Consider the following 20,788-nt stretch of genomic DNA (forward strand, 5'->3'; position numbering starts at 1 on the left):
CGGAATGCCGGAGATGATCGCCGAAGTGAACGGCGTCGAGTTGTGCCACGAGACGTTCGGTTCGCCGGACGGCAGGCCGTTGCTGATGATCATGGGCCTGGCCTCGCAGATGATCTGGTGGGACGACGAGCTGTGCGAGAACCTCGCCGCCGAGGGGTTCTTCGTCATCCGCTACGACAACCGCGACGCCGGCCGGTCCAGCCGGATGACCGGCCGGGTGAACCTGCCGCTCGCGTACACCCTGCGCACGGCCCCGTACTCCCTGGCGGACATGGCGGGCGACGCCGCCGGTCTGCTGACCCGGCTCGGCGTCGGGAGCGCGCACGTCGTGGGCGCGTCGATGGGCGGGATGGTCGCGCAGACCCTTGCCATCGAGTATCCGTCGCGGGTGCGGTCGCTGACGTCGATCATGTCGACGACCGGCAACCGGTTCGTCGGACGGCCGAGCGCCAAGGCGATGGCGACGCTGCTTTCGGCGCCCCCGCGCGGCCGCGAGGAGTACGTCGATTCCCTGGTGCGCACGTTCCGGGTCATCGGCTCGCCGGGTTACCCCTTCGACGAAGCCCGGATGCGTGAGCGCGCCGAACGGTCCTTCGATCGCGGCGTCAACCCCGGTGGGACAGCGCGGCAGCTGGCGGCGATCATGTCGAGCAGGGATCGTTTCCGCGCGTTGCGGAAACTCCGGATCCCCGCCCTCGTCGTGCACGGTTCGAAGGATCCGCTCGTGCACGTCTCCGGTGGCCGGGCGACGGCCCGCGCGCTGCGCGAGTCCGAATTGGACGTCGTTCCCGGCATGGGGCACGACCTCCCGCGAGCGATCTGGCCGCGGCTGACGCGCGGTCTGGTCCGGACCGCGGACCGCGCCGACGTCAAGAACCGGCGAGCGTGATCGAGCCCAGATGCGAGAAATGCGCCGCCACCCGTGAACCCGGTCGTACGTCGACGGCGTCGGTCATCCCGCCGGTGAGCACGATCCAGCCCGCTTCCAGCGCGAGCCCGCGGGCGCCCAAAGCGTTGGCCGCCAGCGCCAGCGCTTCCGCCGGATATCCTTGTACGGCCGCCCCGGTGGCGGTGTCGACGATGGCGCCGTCGACCTCCAGCAGCGCCGCCTCCAGCGAAAGGTCCAGCGAAGCAGGCTCGGCGCCCACCGGGCCGAGGGTGAAGTACGCGGAAGAACCGTTGTCCGCCACGACGTCCGGCAGCGCGAAGCGGTAGTCGCGATAACGGCTGTCGATGATCTCGACGCCGCCGTGGACCCGTTCGACCGCCGCCAGCGCGGTCGCCGAGGTCACGCCGGGACCCGAAAGTCGTTGTCCCATGACGAAAACCAGCTCCGGCTCGGCACGCGGATGGATCAGCGAGGGAACCGCGACACCGGCGGGGAGCACCATTGCGTCGGTCAACCACGCGAGCAGCGGCGAGTCGATGCCCATACGCTGTTGCTTCGCCCGCGAGGTCAGGCCCAGTTTGACGCCGATCAGCGTCTCGCCGCGCTCCTGCCGGATCCGGAGCGCTTCGTCCTGGATCGCGTACGCGGTTTCGACGTCCAAAGCGGGCCACGCGTCGGTCAGCGGGTCGCGCTCTTCCCCGGACAGCAGCGCTTCCGCCGCCTCACGCACATCAAGACTCACGATCGCTCCTCCCCGGAGAACTTCGCGGTGACACTGCCGAGCCCCGCCATGGTCGCGACGACGGTGTCGCCGGGGCTCACCGGGATCGCGCGCGTCATCGAACCCGGCAGCACGACGTGCCCGGGTTCGAGCGCGACACCCAGCGGCCCGACCGTGTTCGCGAGCCACACCAGCGCGTTCACCGGCGAGCCCAGTACCGCGCCACCGGCGCCGGTCGCCGCGATCTCGCCGTTCTGGTGCAGGACGCAGCCCACCAGCCGCAGGTCGAGGTCACCGATCGCGGTCGGCCTGCTGCCGAGCACGACACCGCCCGAGGACGCGTTGTCCGCGATGGTGTCGACGATGCTGATCTTCCAGTCCTGGATGCGGGAATCGACGATCTCCAGCGCCGGGACGACGAAGTCCACCGCCCGCAGCGCGTCCGCCACCGTGACGCCGGGGCCGCGCAGCCGCGAGCCGAGCACGAACCCGATCTCCGGTTCGATCTTCGGCTGCAGGAAGTCACCGATCGGGATCGGCTGGTGTTCGAGATGGAACATCGAAGCGGTCAAGTGGCCGTAGTCGGGCTGGTCGACGCCCATCTGCCGCTGCATGGCGGCGGACGCGAGGCCGACCTTGTGCCCGCGCACGCCGTCTCCGCGTTCGGCCCAGTGGCGGACGAGCCGCTGCTGGATGCGGTACGCGTCCTCCAGCGTCGCGGCGGGATAGGTCTCGATCAGGGGCGCGATCGGCTTGCCGGTCTCGTACGCGCTGAGCAGCGCGGCCGCGGCCTCCTGCAGCGTGCTGGCGTCCATGGGCTCCTTCCGACCAGCCGAACTCTGCCCCCTCACCCAGGCCCACACAAGACGCCCGTTCCGCTGGCCGGTACGACGAGATTAGGCCGTGTTCTTGAAGGCGCGCGCGTGTCCTCGCCTACTCCGTCAAGCTCGCCCCCGGCGACACCGATTAGGCCGAAAGGGTCTCGCACCGCCCCGAACATCACCTAGCCTGCTTCCCATGTCCGATTGGACGCTCTCACGGGCGAAGACCAGGATCGACCGCCGCGAGGAGCTCGACGAGCTCACCGCGCGTATCCGGTACGAGGTGCGGGTGCACCTCAACGAGCCCGCCACGCACAACGCGTACGACGAGCTGACCGACATCTTCGCCATCGGGCACGCGGAGTGTTCGGCGCTGCTCAAGCACCGCCGTGTCTTGCCGTTGTGGGAGCGGTTGCTGCTCACGCGCTACAGCCGCCGTCTGTACGGCAAGGCGATCTCGGCGACCGTGGGTGACCTCCCCGCCGACGCGGGGCCGGCGCCCGCGACCGCGTTCGGCCCGGAGATCGCCTCCCTGGCCCCGGATTCCGGCGACACCGGCGCGAAGTTCGACATGCAGGGCCGCGGCCTGGTCAACGTCTTCCGGATCGCCGCCGGGCGGCACGGCGAGAGCTGGCCGGACCGCCACGACGTCGCGACGACGTCCGCGCGCAGCGTCCTGACCTGTTCCGCGGTCTTCCTGCGACGCCGCGCCTGGCACGTCGTCTGGCCGGTGTACCGGGTACGCGGACTGCGGCTGTGGAAGCTCTAGGAATTCCCCGGGGCCCGGTGCGGTTGAATCGGGTATGACCGATCGCGCCACCGAGATCCTCGCCGGTTCGAAGACGATCGCCGTCGTGGGGCTGAGCCGCGATCCGGCCAAGGCCTCGCACGGTGTCGCCGCCGTGTTGCAGGAACACGGCTTCCGGATCATTCCCGTCCATCCTTCGGCCGACGAGCTGCTCGGCGAGAAGGTCTACCGCTCGCTCACCGACATCCCGGAGCCCGTCGACCTGGTCGACGTCTTCCGTCCGTCCGAGGACACCCCGCCGATCGCCGAACAGGCGGTCGCGATCGGCGCGAAGGCGCTCTGGCTGCAGCAGGGCATCGTCTCCGCCGAGTCCCGCCGGATCGCCGAAGAGGGCGGTTTGGACTACGTCGAAAACCGCTGCACCGCGGTCGTCCGAGCGGTCGGAAACCTCTCGGTGCGTTAGAAACAGGCCCCGTCCCGAACCCTCGCCGCGATTTTCCGGCGGGGGTTCTTTCATATCCGTGAACAGAAAAATGACCCCTGAAGTCATACGCCGAATCGGAACCGCCGAAAGGATTGGTCCAAACCGGTGATCTTGACCGGAAGCCCCCGAGCTGGGAAAACTTGTCCGGTCGACAGTTTGTTAAGAAACCTTCCCAAGGGTCGGCGGAGCTGTTAACGTCCGAATCCGCTTAGCGGAAACAGGTGCCGGTCATCGGTACCCCGGTCCAACGGAGGGCGAAGTGGGCACACCACGCGGCCTGGATTCCAGTGGCACTCTCGAGCGCGGACTAGCGGTTCTCGAGCACGTCGGCCAGAACCAGGAGATTTCCACCAACGCGATCGCCAGGCAACTGGGTCTCTCCCGGAGCGCCGCGTACCGCATCGTCGGCACCCTCAAGAATCTCGAATACCTCGAAGCCGATCGCGCCACCGGCCGCGTGCGGCTCGGCACCCGGCTGGTCGAACTCGGCGCCCGCGCGATGGCGGCGACCGATCTCCACCGCTGCGCGCCGCGCTATCTCGCGTCGCTCGCCGAACGCAGTGGCGAGACGACGTATCTCGCCGTCCCCGACAACGACACGATGGTCTACGTCGCCACCGAACGCAGCGCCAACGCCGTCACGCTGGCCTGCCGTCTCGGCACCCGCCGTCCGCAGCACGCGACGTCGCTGGGCAAGGCGTGGCTGGCGGCGCTGCCCGAACAGGACCGCGTCGAACGCATCCGCCGGATGAAACTCGACAGCCTCACCCTCAAGACGATCAACGATCCCGCCCGGCTGCTCGACGACCTCGCCAGGACGAGCCGCCGCGGCTGGGCCGTCGACGACGTCGAGAACGAACCGGACGTCGGCTGCGTGGCCGCCGCCGTCCGCGACCACACCGGACGGCCGATCGCCGCGATCAGCATCGCGGGCCCCGCCGGACGCGTGCTCCGCCGGACCGACGAACTCGGCGCGACGGTGGCCGGGACCGCCGCCGCGCTGTCGCTGCGACTGGGTTACGTCCGCGCGCAAAGGGGCTGAGGTGGGCTGGATCCAGGACTACCAGCCGGCGGGCGGCCTCTGGCTGTCCGCGGCGCTGGCGGCGTTGCCGATCATCGTGCTGCTGGTGGCCCTGGGCGTCCTGCGCCGGTCGGCACGTCTCTCGGCCGCTCTGGCGCTGATCACCGCGCTGCTGGTCGCGGTACTGCTGTACCGCATGCCCGCCGGGCTCGCCTTCGACTCCGCCGCCATGGGGCTGGTGTTCGGGGTGTGGTCGGTGGCCTGGATCGCGTTCCACGCCGTGTACTTCCACAACGTCACCGTCGCGACCGGACGGTTCGACGACATCAAGGCGGTCCTCGCCGGGTTCAGCGAGGACCGCCGCCTCCAGGCGCTGCTGATCGCGTTCGGGTTCGGCGCGCTGCTGGAAGGGATCGCGGGCGGCGGCTCGCCGATCGCGATCACCGCGGCGATGATGGCCGCGCTCGGCTTCCCGCCGGTGAAGGCGGTCGTGCTCGCGCTGCTGGCGAACACCGCGCCGGTCGCGTTCGGCGGTCTCGGCAACCCGCTGATCGTGCTGGGCAGGCTGACCGCGCCGATCCTCGGCAGGAACCCCGAACAGGCGACGGATCTGTTCTCGTCGATGGTCGGGCGCCAGCTCCCGCTGCTGGCGCTGATCGTCCCAGGCTTCCTGATCGTCGTCCTCGCGGGCTGGAAACGGATGATCGAGGTCTGGCCCGCGGTGCTGACGGCCGGTCTGTCGTTCGCGGTCATGCAGTTCGTCACCTCGAACTTCATCAGCCCGAGCCTCGTCGACGTCGTCGCCGCGCTCGCCGCGATGGCCTCGCTGTGGATCCTGACGCGGTTCTGGCAGCCGTCGGCGGTTTGGCGTTTCGACGGCGAAGAGCCGGTGAGGACCGGAGCGAGCCTCGGCGCGGCGAAGGCCGGACGCGGCGCGCTGTACGCGTGGGCGCCGTACATCGTCCTGATCGCGGCGATCTTCCTTTCCCGGATCGGCACGATCTTCAAGAACCTGCCGGACTGGCTGGACCTGACGAAGCTGCTGCACAAGGCCGACTGGGTGTTCGCGTGGCCGGGACTGCACAAGGAGGTCGTCCAGCACGCGCCGATCACGCCGAAGGACACGCCGTACGCGGCGACGCTGACCGTCGATTTCCTCTATTCGCCGGGAACCGTGGCCCTGCTCGCGGCTGTCGTGGCTGGTTTCGCGATGGGCGCGAAACCCCGGCTGCTGCTGGCCACCTATCGCCGGACCCTGCACCAGATGCGGTGGGCGCTGGCGACGATCTTCATGATCCTCGCGATCGCGTTCGTCATGAACTATTCGGGTGCGACGCAGACCCTCGGTCTCGCGCTGGCGACCACCGGCGTGCTGTTCCCGTTGTTCTCCGCCTACATCGGCTGGCTGGGCGTCTTCCTCACCGGTTCGGACGCGTCGACGAACAGTCTCTTCGGGCCGATGCAGGTGATCTCGGCGCAGCAACTGCACGTCGACCCGATCCTCGCCGGCGCGACGAACACCTCCGGTGGCGTGATGGGCAAGATGATCTCGCCGCAGAACCTGTCCATCGGCGCCACCGCGATCGGACAGTCCGGACAGGAAGGCGCGCTACTGCGGCAGACGTTCCTGTGGTCGGTCGTGCTGACCGCCGTGGTCGGGGTGATCTCGCTGCTTCAGGCGACCGTGCTGAGCTTCATGATCCCGGGCCCGTGAGCCGGATCAAGCCCGCTTCGGTCGGCCGGAAACCGCAGGCGCCGAAGTAGAAGGAACGCAGTTCCGGCACGAAGTCGACATGCAGCCATTCGCAGCCCGCCGCCCGCGCGTGGGTCACGGCCAGGGAGACGACGGCCGTGGCGATACCGCGTCGCTGATAGGACCCGCGGGTCTTCGTGTCGAGCAGGAACGCGTGGTCCCCACCGTCCCAAGCGACGTTCACGAAGCCGATCAGTGTCCCGGCGGTGTCGCGGGCGGTGACCCAGCCGAGGCTGTGCCGCCGGATGCCGTTCCACCAGCCGGGCACGGGCTGCCCGCCGTGCGAACGGACGAGGTCGGACATCTCGTCGTCGGTGACCGGGTCACGCCAACGATAGGAGAAATCGGTCATCCGGCCAGCATCCCCGAAGTGATCATTCCACGCCAATCATGAGAAGATCTCCGAGAATGTCCACAGTGGTCATCTGATCTTTACCGGCGACTGCTCTGGATGGATGAACACCTGGTTCGTTCACCGGAATGAGAACTACCGTTGTCCTCATGCCCATGACGCTGATCAAAGGTACTTTCCAGCTTGTCGGAGCCTCACCGGACGGCGATTCGGTTCGGTTCTATCCCGAAGATCCCCAGGCGACCAAGAAGGCGGGGCTGAAGGTCCGGCTCAATTCGCGGGGCGGGATGCAGTTGCGGCTCGACGCGATCGACGCGCTCGAAACGCACTACCAGGCCAGGGGAACCGGCGGGATGTGGCACCAGCCCGCGGAATTCGCCGACGCCGCGGCGGCGAACCTGCTGAAGGTCCTCGGCTTCAAAACAGTCCAGCGGAACGATCGGGGAACGGTCACTTCGTCGACCCCGATCAAGGTACCGGGTCACATACTGACGCGATTCGCCGACAAATACGGACGAGCGGTCGCGTTCGCCTTTCCCGGGCAACGGCCCGGAAGGTCGGCGGATCTTTCCAAGGTCAATCTCGACGTCAAAACGCTGAAGAACTCGGCGAACTACCGGCAGATCGCGGACGGACTCGTCTATCCGACGTTCTATTCACTGCTTTACCCGGATCTCCGTGACGCTTTGGCCGAAGCCGCCGTCCAAGCGCGCCAGGACGGGCTCGGGCTGTGGCCGCACGACGTCACGAACTCCGGGTTCAAGCTTTCGTCCCGGCGGCAGCTCGCCGACGAACTGGTGATCCTGCCGAAACTGTTCCGCAGGCTCGTCGACTACCTCGCGCTCGACGAAACCGGCGGGGTGTCGCTGACCGGGTTCTCGGACTTCCTCGATTCCCGCGACGACCGCCTGTTCACCGTCCCGGACGGGCACGCCACGGAATTCGAAACCCTGGTGAGCGTGAAGCGGCAGACCGTCGGCCTGACGATCGAACCCGAGCGGATCGTCTTCATCGAGGCCTGAACCGTGCCCCGTGTGGGCAAAAAGACCGTACCTCCCTCCCCTTCGGCCGTGCTCATCTGAAAGGTGGGAGAGGGAGCCGATGCAAGGACACGGTTCGCGGCGGTCGGAGGAGGCCGGCGGGCGGATGGAGACTGGATCGAAGATCGTCGACGCCGTCCGCGTCTTGGTCGTGCGCTACTGCCGGGCACGGATCGGACGGCGTTCGGGAAGCTACGACGCCGCCGACGAGGTCGCGAAGCACAGCTGCCGCGAGATCGTCGCCGGGGCGGCCGGGGTGCCCGCGCTGCTCACGTTCGCCTACGACGTCACGCGGGGGCTGGTCGACGACTTCCACCGGACCGCCGCGGAACTGCCGAACCCGCTTTCGGGGCTGCCGGGGCAGCAGCGCGAGATCATGGTGCTGCGGTCGCTCGTCGGGCTTTCCGCCGACGACACCGCGCTGGCGCTCGGCTGCTCCGTGCAGGCCGTCCGGCTGGCGCAGCACCGGGCCCTGACCACCCTGCGCCCCACCCCCGCCTGAGGCGTTTCGTCCTCTGGATGCGGTAGTTCGTACACGCAACTACCGCATCCAGAGGACGAAACGCGGGAAGTCAGGGGGTGCACTCCGCCGCGCGGTTCAGGAGCAGGGTGCGCTCGCGGTCGTTCCCGGTCATCTCCGCCGCGCGCTCGAACTCGGCGCGGGCCTCGTCGAGACGGCCGAGCTTCGCCAGGAAGTCGCCGCGCACGCTCGGCAGCAGGTGATACGACTTCAGCGCGGGCTCGGACGTCAGCTTGTCGACGACTTCGAGCCCCGCCTCCGGTCCGACGGCCATCGACAGTGCCACCGCGCGGTTCAGTTCGATCACCGGCGACGGGTTCAGCTTCCCGAGCCCCTCGTACAGGGCCGCGATGCGCCCCCAGTCGGTCTCCTCGCCCGTCCGCGCCCGCGCGTGGCAGGCGGCGATGGCGGCCTGCGCCGCGTAGACGCCGAAAGCGCCGCCGGTCAGCGACTCGGCGAGTTCCAGGGCGGCGAGACCGCGGCCGATGAGGAGCCGGTTCCACTTTGCCCGGTCCTGGTCCATCAGCAGCACGGGTTCGCCGTTGGGCCCGACGCGCGCGGCGGACCTCGACGCCTGGATCTCCATCAGCGCGACGAGCCCGTGCACCTCGGGTTCCTTCGGCATGAGCCCGGCCAGGATCCGGCCGAGCCGCAGCGCCTCTTCGCACAGCCCCGGGCGCATCCAGTCCTCGCCCGCCGTCGCCGAGTACCCCTCGTTGAAGATCAGGTAGATGACTTCGAGCACCGAAGACAGGCGCGCGACCCTGTCCGTGCCCTCCGGGACCTCGAACGGCACCTTGGCGTCGCCGAGCGTCTTCTTCGCCCGGACGATCCGCTGCGCGATGGCGGTTTCCTTGGCGAGGAACGCCCGCGCGATCTCGTGCGTCTGCAACCCGCCGATCATCTTCAGCGTCAGCGCCACCCTGGCCTCGGTCGAAAGCACCGGGTGGCAGGCGGTGAACACCAGCCTCAGCAGATCGTCCTCGATGTGGTCGTCGAGGCCCGCGGTGAAGTCGGGTTCCTCCTCGGTCTCCTGCTCGCGGCCGATCTCGCCGAGCTTCTTCTCGTAGCGCTCGTTGCGCCGGAAGGTGTCGACCGCCCGGCGTTTGGCCGTGGTCATGAGCCAGGCGCCCGGATTCCTCGGGACGCCCGACTCAGGCCACTGTTCGAGCGCGGCGACCAGCGCGTCCTGCGCCAGCTCCTCCGCGAGTCCGACATCGCGCGTCATCCGCGCGAGGCCGGCGATGAGGCGGGCCGATTCGATCCGCCACACCGCGTCGATCGCCGAACGGGGGTCTGCTGTTGCCGTCACGCCGACCAATCAACATCGTCGGCGCGACGTTGGCAACTACTGGTTCGCCTCGGCCTGCTCGCGCAGCTTCTGCTCGTGCTCGACGATCTCGGGGGTGGCGTTGGAGAAGTCCTCCATCTCGAACACGCGGCGGATCTCGACCTCACCCTCGCGGAACGGAGCCCGCTTCATCCACTCGACGACCTCGGCCCGGTCCTTGACCTGCAGGATCCAGAAGCCCGCGATGAGTTCCTTGCTCTCGGCGAACGGGCCGTCGACGATCCTGGCCTCGGTGTCGCCGGAGTACTGGACGCGGAAACCCTCGGAGCTGGGGTGCAGTCCTTCACCCGCGAGCATGACGCCGGCCTTCACCAGTTCCTCGTTGAACTTGCCCATCTCCTGAAGCTCTTCGGCGCTCGGCTGCGCGCCGGCCACGTCGGTCTTCTCGTCGCTCTTCACGATGACCATGAACCGCATCTCGAGTCTCCGTTCCCGGCGGGGCTCGTCCCTGCCACATCTACGCGTCGAACGGGCTCCCCCGGATTCGACACGGTCCCAGAACTTTTTCCGGGGATATTCGAGCAGCCGGAAAACCCCAGGTCAACCACCCATGGAACAATCTTCAACCGTGTCCGCCCTCCCCGAAACCCTCCGCGCAGCCCTCGACGAGGAGCTGGGCAAGTACCCGCAGCACAGGCTGACCCAGTCCGTCGAGCGGCTCAGCACGCGCTACCGCGAGAACGCCCCCGCGAGCGCGCCCATCCTCTCTTCCGAAGCCGACATCGCGGCGTACGCGGGCTATCGGATGCCTGCCACCTACGCGGCCGTACACGCCGTTCTCGCCGAAGCCGCTCTCCGCGCGCCCGGGTTCGCACCGCGCACGCAGATCGACATCGGCGGCGGGACCGGCGCCGCGATCTGGGCGGCGGCCGACGTGTGGCCGTCGCTGGAGGAGAGCACCGTCGTCGAGCAGGTCCCGGGCGCGATCGAGCTGGGACGGCGGCTCGCGGGCCACGCCGGTGAGGGCGCCGTCCGCGGCTCGACCTGGCGTCGCGGCCTGATCGACCCGGCGGGCCCCGCCCCGGACGCCGATCTGGTGACCCTCTCCTATGTCCTCGGCGAGCTGCCCGAAGCCCGCCGGGCCGACGTCGTCCACTGGCTGTCGGCGAAGGCCGGGATGCTGGTGCTGATCGAACCCGGCACCCCGGCGGGCTACGAACGGATCGTCGACGCCCGGGATCGGCTCGTCGAGCTCGGGCTCTCCTTGGTCGCGCCCTGCCCGCACGAAGGCGCCTGCCCGATCCCCCGCGGCAAGGACTGGTGCCATTTCTCCGCGCGCCTCCCGCGCACCGGCCTGCATCGCCAGCTGAAGGCGGGGACGCTCGGCTTCGAGGACGAGAAGTTCTCCTACGTCGTCGCCTCGAGCACGGCGCCGGAGCGGGCCGAGAGCCGGATCCTCCGGCATCCGGCCAAACGCAAGGGCATGGTCAGCCTGTCCCTGTGCGCCGGATCCGGGCTCACCGAATCGATCGTCACCAAACGGCACGGCACGGCCTACCGCGCGGCCCGCGACGCCGAATGGGGCGACGCCTGGCCTTCCTAGTCCACAGTGGACTGACGGGCCCGCCGCGCGAGATTGCCGATGACGGTGAGCAACGCGCCGAGCGCCGGATTGTCGTTGTCCCGCCGCCACATCAGTTCGAGTTCCACCGGACGGCTCTCGATCCCGTCCACCGGACGGAGCACGACCCCCTCGAACCGCAGCGCGGCGGCCGCGGCGGGCACCAGCGCGACACCGACGTCCGCCTTGACCAGCGCGAGCACGGTATGCGCCTGACTGGCGTACTGCGTATAGTCCGGCAGCACCCGGGCCGTGCGGAAGGCCGCCACCAGCACGTCGTGGAAGTACCGGCATTCCGACGGCGAGTACATGATGAACGGCTCGCGGTCGAAGTCGCGGACGTCGGGATTCTTCTTGCGCCGCGCCAAAGGATGCGCCGACGGCAACGCCGCGAGCAGCGGCTCCCGCCACAGCGGCAGAGTCACGATGTCGCCACCGGCCACCGGCGGCCGAACCATGCCGAGGTCGATCCCGCCCGCCAGCAACTGCTCCACCTGTGCCGCGGTCGCCATTTCCCGAAGTACCAGATCGATTCCCGGCACTTCGGTGTTCGCCGCGGCGAGGACGCGTTCGAGGTGCGAATACGCCGCCGTGGCGGTGAAACCGAGCGTGACGGCACCGACCTCGCCCTTCTTCGCCCGGCGGACGTACAGCGTCGCCTCTTGCGACGAACGCAGTATCTTCCTTGCCTCGGCGAGGAAGACCCGTCCGGCGGGGGTCAGCCGGACCGTGCGGTGCGTACGGTCGAACAGCTCGACGCCCAGTTCGCGCTCCAGCAACTGGATCCGCCTGCTCAACGGAGGTTGCGTCATCGAGAGCCGCTCGGCCGCCCGGCCGTAGTGCAGTTCCTCAGCCACCGCGACGAAACTCACCAGCTGTTCCAGGGAGAACACCCACTCAGTTTTAGGTATCGCCGGAGGGCGGACAAGCGCCGAAGCGGTATCGTTCAGCCCGGGATATCCATTGTGCGGTCAAGGATTCCGTTCGCCACGACGAGAATCTTGAGATTGTTGCTCCGCGCGTGGGCACGCAATACGCCGAACGCGTCGTCCACCGACACCAGCAGACGTTCGGCCAGCACGCCTTTAGCCTGCTCGATGATCACCCGGCTGTTCAACGCCGTTTGCAGTTGTGCTGTGACGATTTCCTGACGCTGCAACAAACGATGATGCAGGATGCCGATCGTGGCGACGTCGGCGAGGGCCTGCCCCAGCCGCAATCCGTCGTCGTCGAGCAGCGCGGGGCGAGTGCCGAACAGGTTCAGCGCGCCGATCACTTCTTCCCGCAGCCGCATCGGCAAGGCGTACACGGAGCGGAATCCCGAGTCCTGCGCTTCCCGCGCGAACTTCGGCCATCTTCCGCGCGCACGCACCAGATCCGGGCAGACCACCGGTTCGGCGTGGCGGTAGCAGTCCAGGCAGGGACCCTCGGAGTTCTGCAACTGGAACAACTCGAGCAGCCGGGTCTGCTCGTCGGACGCGGCGACCATGGTGAGGGTGCCGCGCGGGTCGGCGAGCAGGAGGCCGGCGGTACAGACTCCGAGCAGTTCGACACATCTGAACGTGAGCGTGTCGAGGAACTCGATGAGGTCGAAATCGTCGACGAGGGTGTCCGCCAGCTGCACGAAGGTTTCCCGCAAGCCGGCCGCCGAGTCGGTCATCGTTCTTCTGTCTCCTTTGGCATACGTCCCATCACGGCTCGGGCCGGAACGTGACGCGACGCCGCACCACGTCGTCGGCGACCTCGCCGAGCTTCCGGCCGTAGGCGTAGGCGTGGGCACGCAAGCGGACGAGCGCGTCCGCGAGCCCGATGTCGAGCTGAACCGACACCATGCCCGTGGCCTGATGCACTTGGGCACGATGTTCGGTGAATTCGAGATCGATCAGTTCGGCCAGTCCGGGCCTGCCGACGTCGACGTCCGCGACAGCGAGACCGATCGCCGCTTCGGCACAGACAAGAGCCTCCGCCTGGCCCTCCATCGAGGGGAGCCCGGCGAGTTCGCGATAGCAGTCGACGACGCCTATCTTGATGGCGCCGGTCTGGATCGGCACCGCGATGATCGATTTCACGCCCCTGTCGATCGCTTCGGGCGTGAAAATGGGCCATCGACGTGCCGCCTCCGCCCCGGTCACATCGGTGATGACGACGAGCACGCCATCGTGCGTCACGTCCAGCGCGGGTCCTTCGCCCAAGGTGAACTGCAAGTCTTCCAATTCGCGGCTGCGGTCGTCGGTGGCGAAGACCGGCTCGGCCGACCCGCCTCCGGTGACGAGAGTGAGCCCGACACCGGCGGCTTCGAGGACGTCACCGCAGATGACGCAGGCATGTTCCACTGTCACAACAGAATCGGTTTGTGAAGCGAGGAAGCGCAGTTTTTCCCAGACTCGGGTGGCGCGATCGGGCCTTTGGGGCCTCATAGTTTGCCTCTCGGCATTGTCCGGCATCGGACGAGATCGCCAGGGCCAAGGGCGAACAGCGTGGGCATGGCGTCCACGCCACGGCCATTGTCGCACGTTTTCGTCTCTTTGCCGTGACGACAATGACTTCCCCGGCACCAATGCGGTAGCCCGAAGAGCGCAACGATGATCGCCGAAATGGCCCAGGCGCGCGCCGATGGTCCGTTCAGCCGGTTCCGGCTCCCGGTTCCGCGCTTAGGGTGGGACCCGCGACCACTCGTCCTGGCCCTCGACGACGGCGCGCTCGTCGGCGAACTCTGGAGGGGCCATGTGCGTTCGCATTCTCGAAACCCGGGCCAAGCGGGAGAATCCGTTTCTCCGGCTGCTGGTCCGTATTCAGCTGAAGGCGTCCTGGCGCTGAGCGCAAGCCCGCAGCCTGCTGATCGCCCGGTGTTTGGTCACCCGCACGCGTGACGACGTCGTCCCGAGCGCCGCCGCGGTCTCGTTCGACGTCAGCTCGCCGACCACCCGCATTCCCAGCACTTCCCGGTGGGCCACCGGCAACATCCGCATCAGCCTGCCGAGCCGGACCCCGAGGTCGGTCCGCAGCGCGCGCTGCTCCGGCTCTTCCGCGGCCACCGCCGGGCGCTCGGGGAGCTCACCGGTCAGCACCTGCCTGCTCCGCGCCGCCTTCCGGAAGACGTCGGCGACCTTGTTCGCCGCGATGGCGCGCATGAGGAACAGGAAGGACCCGCCGCGCAGGCCGTAGCCGGGAACCGCGACGAAGACCGCGAGGCAGATCTCCTGCGCGACGTCCGCCGGTTCCAGGTAGGTCAGGTCATGGCCGCCGAGGCGGGCTTCGGTGTACTGCCGTGCCCACGGCACGAGTACCGCCATGAGGTCGTCCATGCCGTGCGGCGCGCCGTCCGCCGCCGTCTTGGCCAGATCGTCCCAGCAGGCAGGGGAAATCCACGTTTCACCGCCGCCGGTTCTTCGCACCGGAAACTCATCGCCGTCCATGCCCCGCTCCCCACGGATGAAAAACCCGGCCGCCGGGGTCCAGGACGGAACGCGCCCAACGGTAGTCGAGATATCCGGCCACCTCAATCACGAAGGTCCGCGACAAAGTGTCCTTACGGGCAAGAAACCGGACAGATTCCCACCAGTGGTCTGGACACGTTGTCACCCTGGACGTAACTTCCCGTGCTGAGACCCCTCGCCAAGGTCTCGCCCAGGCCGGGAACGCGCCCCCGGCCGACATCCGCAAGCACCGTCGCGGCGCGTTCGCGTTCCGCGGCGGGATTCCGCCGAGGAGTGAAACTGTGCGCATTCGCAGGAAGATCCGGCGCGTCTTGACCGCATTGGCGGTCACGCTCCCTTTGATCACCGGGGTTTCGGCGCTTTCGGCGCCCGCCGCGGTCGCCGCCGGTCCCGATCCGCTGCCGCTGACCGTCACCAACAATTCGAACCGCTCCGACGCGGTCCATCTCTACGTGCTCGGCACGAACCTCAACACCGGCAAGCTCGGCTACGTCAACGCCGGCGGCGCGTTCACCCCGTGGCCGCCGGGCGCGAACCCGCCGAGCCCCGCGCCGGACGTCGCGATCGCGGGCCCCGGCGACGGCGGTTCGACCACGCTGCGCATCCCGCGGATGCTCTCGGGCCGCGTCTACATGTCGTTCGGGCAGAAGATCAAGTTCTTCCTGACCCCGGACGGGCTCGTGCAGCCCGCGCCGTGGGCCGACGGTGACCCGAACCGGGACATCCTGTTCGACTGGAGCGAATTCACCTACGACAACGGCGGGCTGTTCATCAACAGTTCGCAGGTGGACATGTTCAGCGTGCCGCACGCCGTCGGGCTGACCAACGGCGCCGGCGCGAACAAGGAGGCCGGACGCCTCAAGCCGGGTGGCCGCGCGAACATCTTCAACGGCGTCAAGGGACAGTCGGGCTTCTCGAACCTGGTGTACAACAACCTTCGGGTGCTGGCGCCGGGCAAGGGGCTCGACACCGGCAAGTTCAGCGGGAACTACCTCGACGGTTATGTCACGAGCGCCTGGAACACCTACAAGTCGACGCCGTTGACCGTGGTCCCGTTCGAGGCCGAACCCGGCAAGAAGTTCACCGGCAAGACCGGCGGGGACGACGTCATGCGGTTCACGAACACCTCGGGCGCCCAGGTGGCGTCGTTCAGCAAGCCGAGCACCCGCGACGTCTTCAACTGCGACGGGCGGCTGCAGGCGCCGAACGACCAGGTCGTCGGCCCGATCGCGCGGACGCTGTGCGCGGCGCTGCACCGGTCGACCCTCGGCACCCTGCACACGCAGCCGACCTATGACGCGGGCCCGTTCTACAAGCAGTCCGTGACCGACCACTACTCGCGGATCGTGCACGAGCAGATGGTCGACGGGAAGGCGTACGGATTCGCGTTCGACGACGTCGGGCACTTCGAGTCGCTGGTGCACGACGGGGACCCGCGGACCGCGAAGATCACCCTGACGGCTTTCTGATCCGTCGTGCTCTAGCGCGCCCCGCTCCCGATCCGCCAGGCCGACATCCCGAGCCCCCTCGGCTCCAGGGAGAACGACGGCGGCTCGGGAGTGCGGGCGCGTTCCAGTTCCTCCGGCGTGTACCGCGCGCACTTCCGGTGCCATTCCAGGATTCCGGCCATCCAGTCCTTCAGATGCCCCGCGTACCGCGTCACCGCCGCGCGGACCTCGTCGTCGAGCCCGAGGTCGTCGCACATCCGCGGCAGGTCCTCGTCGGCGAGCTGCTCGAACTGGTCCATCCGCGCGTTCATCAGCCGGGCGGTGATGTCGCGGGCCTCGTCCCGGCCGACGTCGAGGAACCGCTCGACGACGTGGACGAGGTTGTGCGTCTCGCCCTCGTACTCGATCTCCTTCTGGTACGAGAACAGGTCGTTGCCGAAGGCCGCGTAGTCCTGCGCCGCGGTGTCGAGCTCGGACAGCACGCGGTTCTGGTGGAGTTCCGGCGGCACGACGTCGCCGATTTCGAGGAGCGCCAGGCTCTTCGTCAGGTCCGTGCCGAACGTCCGCCGTCGCATCTCCACGTAGTCGACCGGGTCGGGGACGCGGTTCTGCGCCCGGTTCGCCACCTCCCAGACCCAGCTCGCGGTCATGCTCTCGACCGCCTTCCGGAACCCCGCCCGCACGGACGGTGTCAGCGGTCCCGTGGTGCGATTCCAGAGATCGGCGAGACCTCGTTCGAACGCGTTCGCCGCCTCCGGCACCGGCTCGCCGTTCAGCGGCATGAAGAGGGAAAGCCTGTCGCTGCACAGCTTCGCGGCCACCGGATCCCGTTTCAGCCCGAACGTCAGCGGGAAGTAGTCGTCGCCATAAGTGCCCCAGGTGAGCCAGTCGGTCGACAGTTTCAGGCCTTCGAGGTCGGTGTCCGCGTCGATCATCGCGGCGCAGTGCGCCAGGTCGATGCCGTGGAACCGGCGTTCGTCCCAGATCCCCTCCTCGAACATCCCCATCCCCCGCGCCCAGCCCGGCGCGTACTCGCGCGCGGCGGCGAGGTGGGGGCTGGTGCGGACGGGGTACGGCATCCGGAATTCCGGCAGCGGCAGCGGTCCCGCCTTCGCGAACGGCGGGGGCGCCTGCTGCCGGATCCGCCTGCCAAGGCCCAGCCGGTTCGGCGAACGTTCGCCGTCCGTGCTCTCCTTCATGTACCGGCTCGACCGCCGGTGCCATTCGTGGCCGCCGGACTGCCAGTCCTGGAGGCCTTTGGCGTACAGCCCGACCGCGACCTGCTCGGCCAGCGAGACGTCGTATTCGGCCAGCAACGCGGGCACCTCGACGAGCGCGGTGTTCTCGAACTGCTGCAACCGCGAGGTCAGCAGGTCGTTGGTGAGCTCGGCGGCCTCCTGCGTCGAACGATCGAGGAACTTCTCGAAGACGAGGACGGCGTTGGAGTTCTCGCCTTCCTCACACACTTCACGTTGGTAGGAAAAGAGATCGTTACGAAGGTGGACGGCGTCGGCGAAGGTGTCGCGCAGCACCTCCATCGGTCTGGTCGCCGCGATCCTGTCCGGCACCTCGGCGCCGACGGCGTATTCGATCAGGTTCGCCGACCACGGCGCCCCGCCGACGCGGCGGCGCATCTGGATGTACTCGATGGGGTTCGCGATCCGGCCGCGGTCGATGTTGTCCAGTTCCCAGAGCGATTCGACCATCAGGTTGTGCGTGCTGGTGACGAAACGCCGTCGCCAGGCTTCCGACATCGACGGAATGGTGCGTGCCCAGAGATCCTCGAGCCCGGCTTCGGCGGGATTGGCCGGTTCGGGAGACGTTTGTCCCGGCCCGGTCATGAACAGTTCCAGCCGGTCCAGATAAGCCTTCGCGCCCTCGATGTCCCGGGTGTATTTGAATTGCGCGAGAAAATCGTCGTCGAAGAAGAACACCCACACGTACCAGTCCGTGACCAGATCGAGGGACGGCCCGTCACAGTCCGGATGCGTGTGCGCGCAGAGCAGCGCGTAATCCATTTTCGCCAGCGCTTGCTCGGTCCAGACGACGTCACCGGACGGCGCGGGTGAATCGAGCATGCCCATCCGCCTCGCCCAAGCCATACTGTGCGCCCGCGCCGCTTCGAGGTGCGGATTCATCCTGGCCGGATGCGGCACGTAGAACTCGGGCAAGGTGAAAGCCTGCATCTGCGACTGCCTCCCGGGCCGGTGTCGAATACGTCTCGACGTTTCCAGCCCGCCGCCGTTCGGGGCTACGGCCACCCGAGCGATTCGGTGTGCCAAAGAGTGAATCAGCCCCAGCGTGACTCCGGGTCGATATACGGCCCGAGCAATTCGGTCAATACCGCGTCGCCGTTTCCGTTCAGTTCGTCCTCGGCGATCCGCCGCGCGACCCCGACCAGGAAATCGGCGGCCTGCACCCGCGGATCCGTCCGGGAATCCACGAACTTCAGCCCGGCCAGCCCCGGACTCGATTCGATCCGGGCGAGCCGTTCCCCTTTGAGCGACGGCTGTTCGTCGTGGACGAGGAAGACCTTCTCGCCGCCCGCGCTCCAGTACCCGACGGCGCGGAGGATCGCGGGCACCAGCGGATCGAGGACCTTGGCCTCGCGCACTTCGGCGACCTTCGCCCGCAGTTGCGCGGTGTCCCCGGCCATCGCGAAGAACGATCCCGCCGCCGGATCCCGGCGATTGCGGGTCCGCAGCACGTCGTTGAACGCGGCCAGGATGGCGTCGTCCGGCGGGACCTCCGGGCCGACGAGCGCGCGGAGTTCGTTCGCCAGCAGCAGTTTCTTGTCCACGAGGTACACGTGTGCCCGCCCGTGGACCGGTCCGCGCGGGCCGAGGAACCATTCGAGGACCCGCCGGTGCTTCGTGCGGAGCAGGTGGTTGGCCTTGTACTCGACCGCCGGCGAGCGGATCCTGCGCCGTAGTTCCGCCAGGCAGCCCTCGGCCTCTTCGACGCTCAGCCGGACCCCCGCGTGCGCGAACACGTCGGTCTGCCCGCCGATCAGTTTTTCGCCCTCGGACCCGGACTCGTCACATGCGATCTCCAGGGCCACGATGCAGATCGTGCCCGATCACACCGGCGCGGTCGACCGGGTTACGCGGGTTCGGGCAGCGGCTCGCCGGTCTCGAGCAGCGTCTTGAGGCTCGACAGGATCGATGGCCACCCGCCCTTGACCATCTCCAGCGCCGTGCTGCCCTCGTCGAATCCGTCGTGGACCACGGTGAGCTTCACCGTGTCGCCGACGGGTTCGAGGTCGAACGTCACCTTCGACCGCGACTCGGCCTGGAGTTTCGCCGACACGTCGTCGTCGAGCCCGACCGACTTGCCGAACTCCGGGGTGAAGGTGTGCCACGTGTAGGACAGCCGCCGGTACGGGTCGGACTCGAGCACGACCTGCTCGGCGTCCTCCAGCTTCACACCGAGCTGCTCCCAGGCCATCGTGGACCCGGGCTTCCAGTCCGAAGTGAACTCGCAACCCCAGTACCGCTTGGTGAAAGCCGGATCGGTCAACGCCTTCCAGAGTCGCTCCGGCGTCGTCCTGATGTAGCTGGTGTAGACGAATTCGTTGGTACCCATGGGTTCCTGCTCCAATGCGTGCTTGAGATCGGCGAGCGCGTCGACCCGGCCCTGGTGATACCGGTCGATCCAGCGCTCGGCGATCGCGTTGATCGGCTCCGCGTTCACGTAGTGCAACTTCTCGCGGCCACGCCACACCGTGGTCACCAGATTGGCGGCCTCCAGCACGGCCAGATGCTTGCTGACCGACTGCCGCGCCATGTCCAGCCCCGCGCACAGCTCGCGCAGGGTCTGCCCGTTGCGGGCGTTCAGGTCGTCGAGCAACCGGCGGCGGCTGGCGTCGGCCAGCGCCTTGAACACTTCGTCCATGTCGCTCTCCCTGATATGCAGCCTGCTGGCTGCCTTTTCAGGTTAGGCAGCCTTCTGGCTGCATGTCAAGTTCGGCTGTCACCTTTCCGGCGGCTACTTCGTCGAAGTGGTGACAGGCTCATCGAAGGAGTTCCCATGCCGATCCCCTTGCGCGTCGCGATCGCCGTGCAGACCGTCGCCGTCTTCCTCACCCCGATCAGCGCCGGTCTCCTGCTGACCACGCCGAGCGGCCACACGCTGCACAGCGCCACGGCCTACACGCTGTTCATCGTGGCGGTGCTGCACGTGCTCACCGCGGTCCTCGTCTGGCGGCCGGGCGGGGGCTCACCCAAGCCGATCCTGCCGGCGGCCGTATTCCTCGGGCTGACTCTGGCGCAGGTGTTCCTCGGGATCGCACATGTGACGGCGGTGCACGTTCCGCTCGGCGTGCTGCTGTTCGGCTTCAGCCTGGTGCAACTGATGCGGATCCGCCCGGCACGGGAAGTGCCTGACGCGGCAGCGGCATGACGGGGCACGAGGCGTGTCCACAAGGGACACTAATTCCATATGGAGCGCCCACTTTGGGCACTTCGCGTGTATTCGCGAGGGGGTCGTGAGCGATAAAGAGGGTCATTGAGGGGTAGGGCAAAGGTGGCGTGTGCCTGGCCTGCCCACCTGCCGGTTTCGGGTGTTGCGAAAGCCACGTTCGCAACGCTCAACGTTGCGAACGTGGCTTTCGCAACGCCGTCGAGCCTCCGTCGCCCACGAG

At 68.0% G+C, this 20,788-nt stretch carries 22 protein-coding genes; 10 read left to right on the forward strand and 12 right to left on the reverse strand.

The features are described 5' to 3' along the window. Positions 1-4 precede the first annotated feature (4 nt). The gene (locus CFP71_RS25785) at positions 5-889 is read left to right on the forward strand and encodes an alpha/beta fold hydrolase (RefSeq protein ID WP_093936524.1); all 885 of its coding nucleotides are present in this window, start codon (positions 5-7) and stop codon (positions 887-889) included. Here CFP71_RS25785 and CFP71_RS25790 read toward each other — a convergent pair. Next, positions 870-1,631, reverse strand: coding sequence for a 2-keto-4-pentenoate hydratase (locus CFP71_RS25790; RefSeq protein WP_167406270.1), 762 nt, complete (start codon positions 1,629-1,631; stop codon positions 870-872). The two genes, CFP71_RS25785 and CFP71_RS25790, sit on opposite strands and share 20 nt — an antisense overlap. Further along, the gene (locus CFP71_RS25795; protein WP_093936525.1) at positions 1,628-2,425 is read right to left on the reverse strand and encodes a 2-keto-4-pentenoate hydratase; all 798 of its coding nucleotides are present in this window, start codon (positions 2,423-2,425) and stop codon (positions 1,628-1,630) included. Before CFP71_RS25795 ends, CFP71_RS25790 begins: the two co-directional genes overlap by 4 nt. Positions 2,426-2,627: 202 nt before the next feature. Here CFP71_RS25795 and CFP71_RS25800 point away from each other — a divergent pair, with 202 nt between their 5' ends. From CFP71_RS25800 to CFP71_RS25815, 4 genes are all read left to right on the forward strand, one after another. Next, complete coding sequence (locus CFP71_RS25800; RefSeq protein WP_093936526.1) at positions 2,628-3,200, forward strand: hypothetical protein; 573 nt, start codon at positions 2,628-2,630, stop codon at positions 3,198-3,200. Between the two features lie 34 nt (positions 3,201-3,234). Beyond that, positions 3,235-3,642, forward strand: a complete 408-nt coding sequence (locus CFP71_RS25805; RefSeq protein ID WP_093936527.1) for a CoA-binding protein — start codon at positions 3,235-3,237, stop codon at positions 3,640-3,642. 280 nt (positions 3,643-3,922) lie between these two features. Beyond that, a complete protein-coding gene (locus tag CFP71_RS25810; protein WP_005165190.1) occupies positions 3,923-4,705 on the forward strand; it encodes an IclR family transcriptional regulator in 783 nt (260 codons plus the stop codon). Between the two features lies 1 nt (position 4,706). Continuing rightward, positions 4,707-6,398: an L-lactate permease gene (locus CFP71_RS25815; protein ID WP_093936528.1), complete on the forward strand. Its 1,692-nt coding sequence runs from the start codon at positions 4,707-4,709 to the stop codon at positions 6,396-6,398. Here CFP71_RS25815 and CFP71_RS25820 read toward each other — a convergent pair. Continuing rightward, positions 6,379-6,789: a GNAT family N-acetyltransferase gene (locus tag CFP71_RS25820; RefSeq protein ID WP_093936529.1), complete on the reverse strand. Its 411-nt coding sequence runs from the start codon at positions 6,787-6,789 to the stop codon at positions 6,379-6,381. The two genes, CFP71_RS25815 and CFP71_RS25820, sit on opposite strands and share 20 nt — an antisense overlap. Positions 6,790-6,938: 149 nt before the next feature. Between CFP71_RS25820 and CFP71_RS25825 the strand changes: the two genes are divergently transcribed. Together CFP71_RS25825 and CFP71_RS25830 are read left to right on the forward strand one after the other, a co-directional pair. Continuing rightward, positions 6,939-7,811, forward strand: coding sequence for a nuclease (locus tag CFP71_RS25825; protein ID WP_093936530.1), 873 nt, complete (start codon positions 6,939-6,941; stop codon positions 7,809-7,811). A gap of 124 nt (positions 7,812-7,935) precedes the next feature. After that, positions 7,936-8,331: a sigma factor-like helix-turn-helix DNA-binding protein gene (locus CFP71_RS25830; RefSeq protein WP_093936547.1), complete on the forward strand. Its 396-nt coding sequence runs from the start codon at positions 7,936-7,938 to the stop codon at positions 8,329-8,331. A 70-nt stretch (positions 8,332-8,401) separates the two neighbouring features. Here CFP71_RS25830 and CFP71_RS25835 read toward each other — a convergent pair whose 3' ends face one another. Then, a complete protein-coding gene (locus CFP71_RS25835; protein WP_093936531.1) occupies positions 8,402-9,670 on the reverse strand; it encodes an RNA polymerase sigma factor in 1,269 nt (422 codons plus the stop codon). 27 nt (positions 9,671-9,697) lie between these two features. Then, positions 9,698-10,117, reverse strand: a complete 420-nt coding sequence (locus CFP71_RS25840) for a YciI family protein (RefSeq protein ID WP_093936532.1) — start codon at positions 10,115-10,117, stop codon at positions 9,698-9,700. 133 nt (positions 10,118-10,250) lie between these two features. On the opposite strand from CFP71_RS25840, the gene CFP71_RS25845 reads away from it, so the two are divergent. Then, on the forward strand, positions 10,251-11,243 hold the full coding sequence (locus CFP71_RS25845) for a small ribosomal subunit Rsm22 family protein (protein WP_093936533.1): 993 nt from the start codon (positions 10,251-10,253) through the stop codon (positions 11,241-11,243). Here the strand turns inward: CFP71_RS25845 and CFP71_RS25850 are convergent. From CFP71_RS25850 to CFP71_RS25865, 4 genes are all read right to left on the reverse strand, one after another. Continuing rightward, the gene (locus CFP71_RS25850) at positions 11,240-12,154 is read right to left on the reverse strand and encodes a LysR substrate-binding domain-containing protein (RefSeq protein ID WP_093936534.1); all 915 of its coding nucleotides are present in this window, start codon (positions 12,152-12,154) and stop codon (positions 11,240-11,242) included. The genes CFP71_RS25845 and CFP71_RS25850 overlap by 4 nt on opposite strands. Before the next feature lie 53 nt (positions 12,155-12,207). After that, positions 12,208-12,921 carry a GAF and ANTAR domain-containing protein gene (locus tag CFP71_RS25855; protein WP_093936535.1) on the reverse strand — a complete coding sequence of 238 codons (714 nt, stop codon included), beginning with the start codon at positions 12,919-12,921 and terminating at the stop codon, positions 12,208-12,210. A 31-nt stretch (positions 12,922-12,952) separates the two neighbouring features. Then, complete coding sequence (locus tag CFP71_RS25860) at positions 12,953-13,600, reverse strand: ANTAR domain-containing protein (protein ID WP_244199829.1); 648 nt, start codon at positions 13,598-13,600, stop codon at positions 12,953-12,955. A 453-nt stretch (positions 13,601-14,053) separates the two neighbouring features. Beyond that, positions 14,054-14,677: a sigma-70 family RNA polymerase sigma factor gene (locus tag CFP71_RS25865; RefSeq protein ID WP_093936537.1), complete on the reverse strand. Its 624-nt coding sequence runs from the start codon at positions 14,675-14,677 to the stop codon at positions 14,054-14,056. Between the two features lie 302 nt (positions 14,678-14,979). Here CFP71_RS25865 and CFP71_RS25870 point away from each other — a divergent pair, with 302 nt between their 5' ends. After that, positions 14,980-16,167 carry a beta-1,3-glucanase family protein gene (locus CFP71_RS25870; protein ID WP_093936538.1) on the forward strand — a complete coding sequence of 396 codons (1,188 nt, stop codon included), beginning with the start codon at positions 14,980-14,982 and terminating at the stop codon, positions 16,165-16,167. Positions 16,168-16,178: 11 nt separating this feature from the next. Here the strand turns inward: CFP71_RS25870 and CFP71_RS25875 are convergent, their stop codons facing one another. From CFP71_RS25875 to CFP71_RS25885, 3 genes are all read right to left on the reverse strand, one after another. Beyond that, complete coding sequence (locus CFP71_RS25875) at positions 16,179-18,332, reverse strand: terpene synthase family protein (RefSeq protein WP_093936539.1); 2,154 nt, start codon at positions 18,330-18,332, stop codon at positions 16,179-16,181. Between the two features lie 104 nt (positions 18,333-18,436). Next, entirely contained in the window at positions 18,437-19,207 is a 771-nt protein-coding gene (locus CFP71_RS25880) for a DUF3800 domain-containing protein (protein ID WP_244199830.1), read from the reverse strand. A 41-nt stretch (positions 19,208-19,248) separates the two neighbouring features. After that, on the reverse strand, positions 19,249-20,040 hold the full coding sequence (locus CFP71_RS25885; RefSeq protein WP_093936541.1) for an ArsR/SmtB family transcription factor: 792 nt from the start codon (positions 20,038-20,040) through the stop codon (positions 19,249-19,251). A 135-nt stretch (positions 20,041-20,175) separates the two neighbouring features. On the opposite strand from CFP71_RS25885, the gene CFP71_RS25890 reads away from it, so the two are divergent. After that, positions 20,176-20,547: a hypothetical protein gene (locus tag CFP71_RS25890; protein WP_093936542.1), complete on the forward strand. Its 372-nt coding sequence runs from the start codon at positions 20,176-20,178 to the stop codon at positions 20,545-20,547. Positions 20,548-20,788: the final 241 nt, after the last annotated feature.

The organism is Amycolatopsis thailandensis, assembly GCF_002234405.1.
GTDB lineage: Bacteria > Actinomycetota > Actinomycetes > Mycobacteriales > Pseudonocardiaceae > Amycolatopsis > Amycolatopsis thailandensis.

Excerpts from the sequence above, each read along its gene's own strand:
- CFP71_RS25785 (WP_093936524.1), top strand. The coding sequence starts at position 5 with ATGCCGGAGATGATCGCCGAAGTGAACGGCGTCGAGTTGTGCCACGAG.
- CFP71_RS25795 (WP_093936525.1), bottom strand. The coding sequence starts at position 2,425 with ATGGACGCCAGCACGCTGCAGGAGGCCGCGGCCGCGCTGCTCAGCGCG.
- CFP71_RS25800 (WP_093936526.1), top strand. The coding sequence starts at position 2,628 with ATGTCCGATTGGACGCTCTCACGGGCGAAGACCAGGATCGACCGCCGC.
- CFP71_RS25805 (WP_093936527.1), top strand. The coding sequence starts at position 3,235 with ATGACCGATCGCGCCACCGAGATCCTCGCCGGTTCGAAGACGATCGCC.
- CFP71_RS25820 (WP_093936529.1), bottom strand. The coding sequence starts at position 6,789 with ATGACCGATTTCTCCTATCGTTGGCGTGACCCGGTCACCGACGACGAG.
- CFP71_RS25825 (WP_093936530.1), top strand. The coding sequence starts at position 6,939 with ATGCCCATGACGCTGATCAAAGGTACTTTCCAGCTTGTCGGAGCCTCA.
- CFP71_RS25830 (WP_093936547.1), top strand. The coding sequence starts at position 7,936 with ATGGAGACTGGATCGAAGATCGTCGACGCCGTCCGCGTCTTGGTCGTG.
- CFP71_RS25840 (WP_093936532.1), bottom strand. The coding sequence starts at position 10,117 with ATGCGGTTCATGGTCATCGTGAAGAGCGACGAGAAGACCGACGTGGCC.
- CFP71_RS25845 (WP_093936533.1), top strand. The coding sequence starts at position 10,251 with ATGGAACAATCTTCAACCGTGTCCGCCCTCCCCGAAACCCTCCGCGCA.
- CFP71_RS25855 (WP_093936535.1), bottom strand. The coding sequence starts at position 12,921 with ATGACCGACTCGGCGGCCGGCTTGCGGGAAACCTTCGTGCAGCTGGCG.
- CFP71_RS25865 (WP_093936537.1), bottom strand. The coding sequence starts at position 14,677 with ATGGACGGCGATGAGTTTCCGGTGCGAAGAACCGGCGGCGGTGAAACG.
- CFP71_RS25875 (WP_093936539.1), bottom strand. The coding sequence starts at position 18,332 with ATGCAGGCTTTCACCTTGCCCGAGTTCTACGTGCCGCATCCGGCCAGG.
- CFP71_RS25885 (WP_093936541.1), bottom strand. The coding sequence starts at position 20,040 with ATGGACGAAGTGTTCAAGGCGCTGGCCGACGCCAGCCGCCGCCGGTTG.
- CFP71_RS25890 (WP_093936542.1), top strand. The coding sequence starts at position 20,176 with ATGCCGATCCCCTTGCGCGTCGCGATCGCCGTGCAGACCGTCGCCGTC.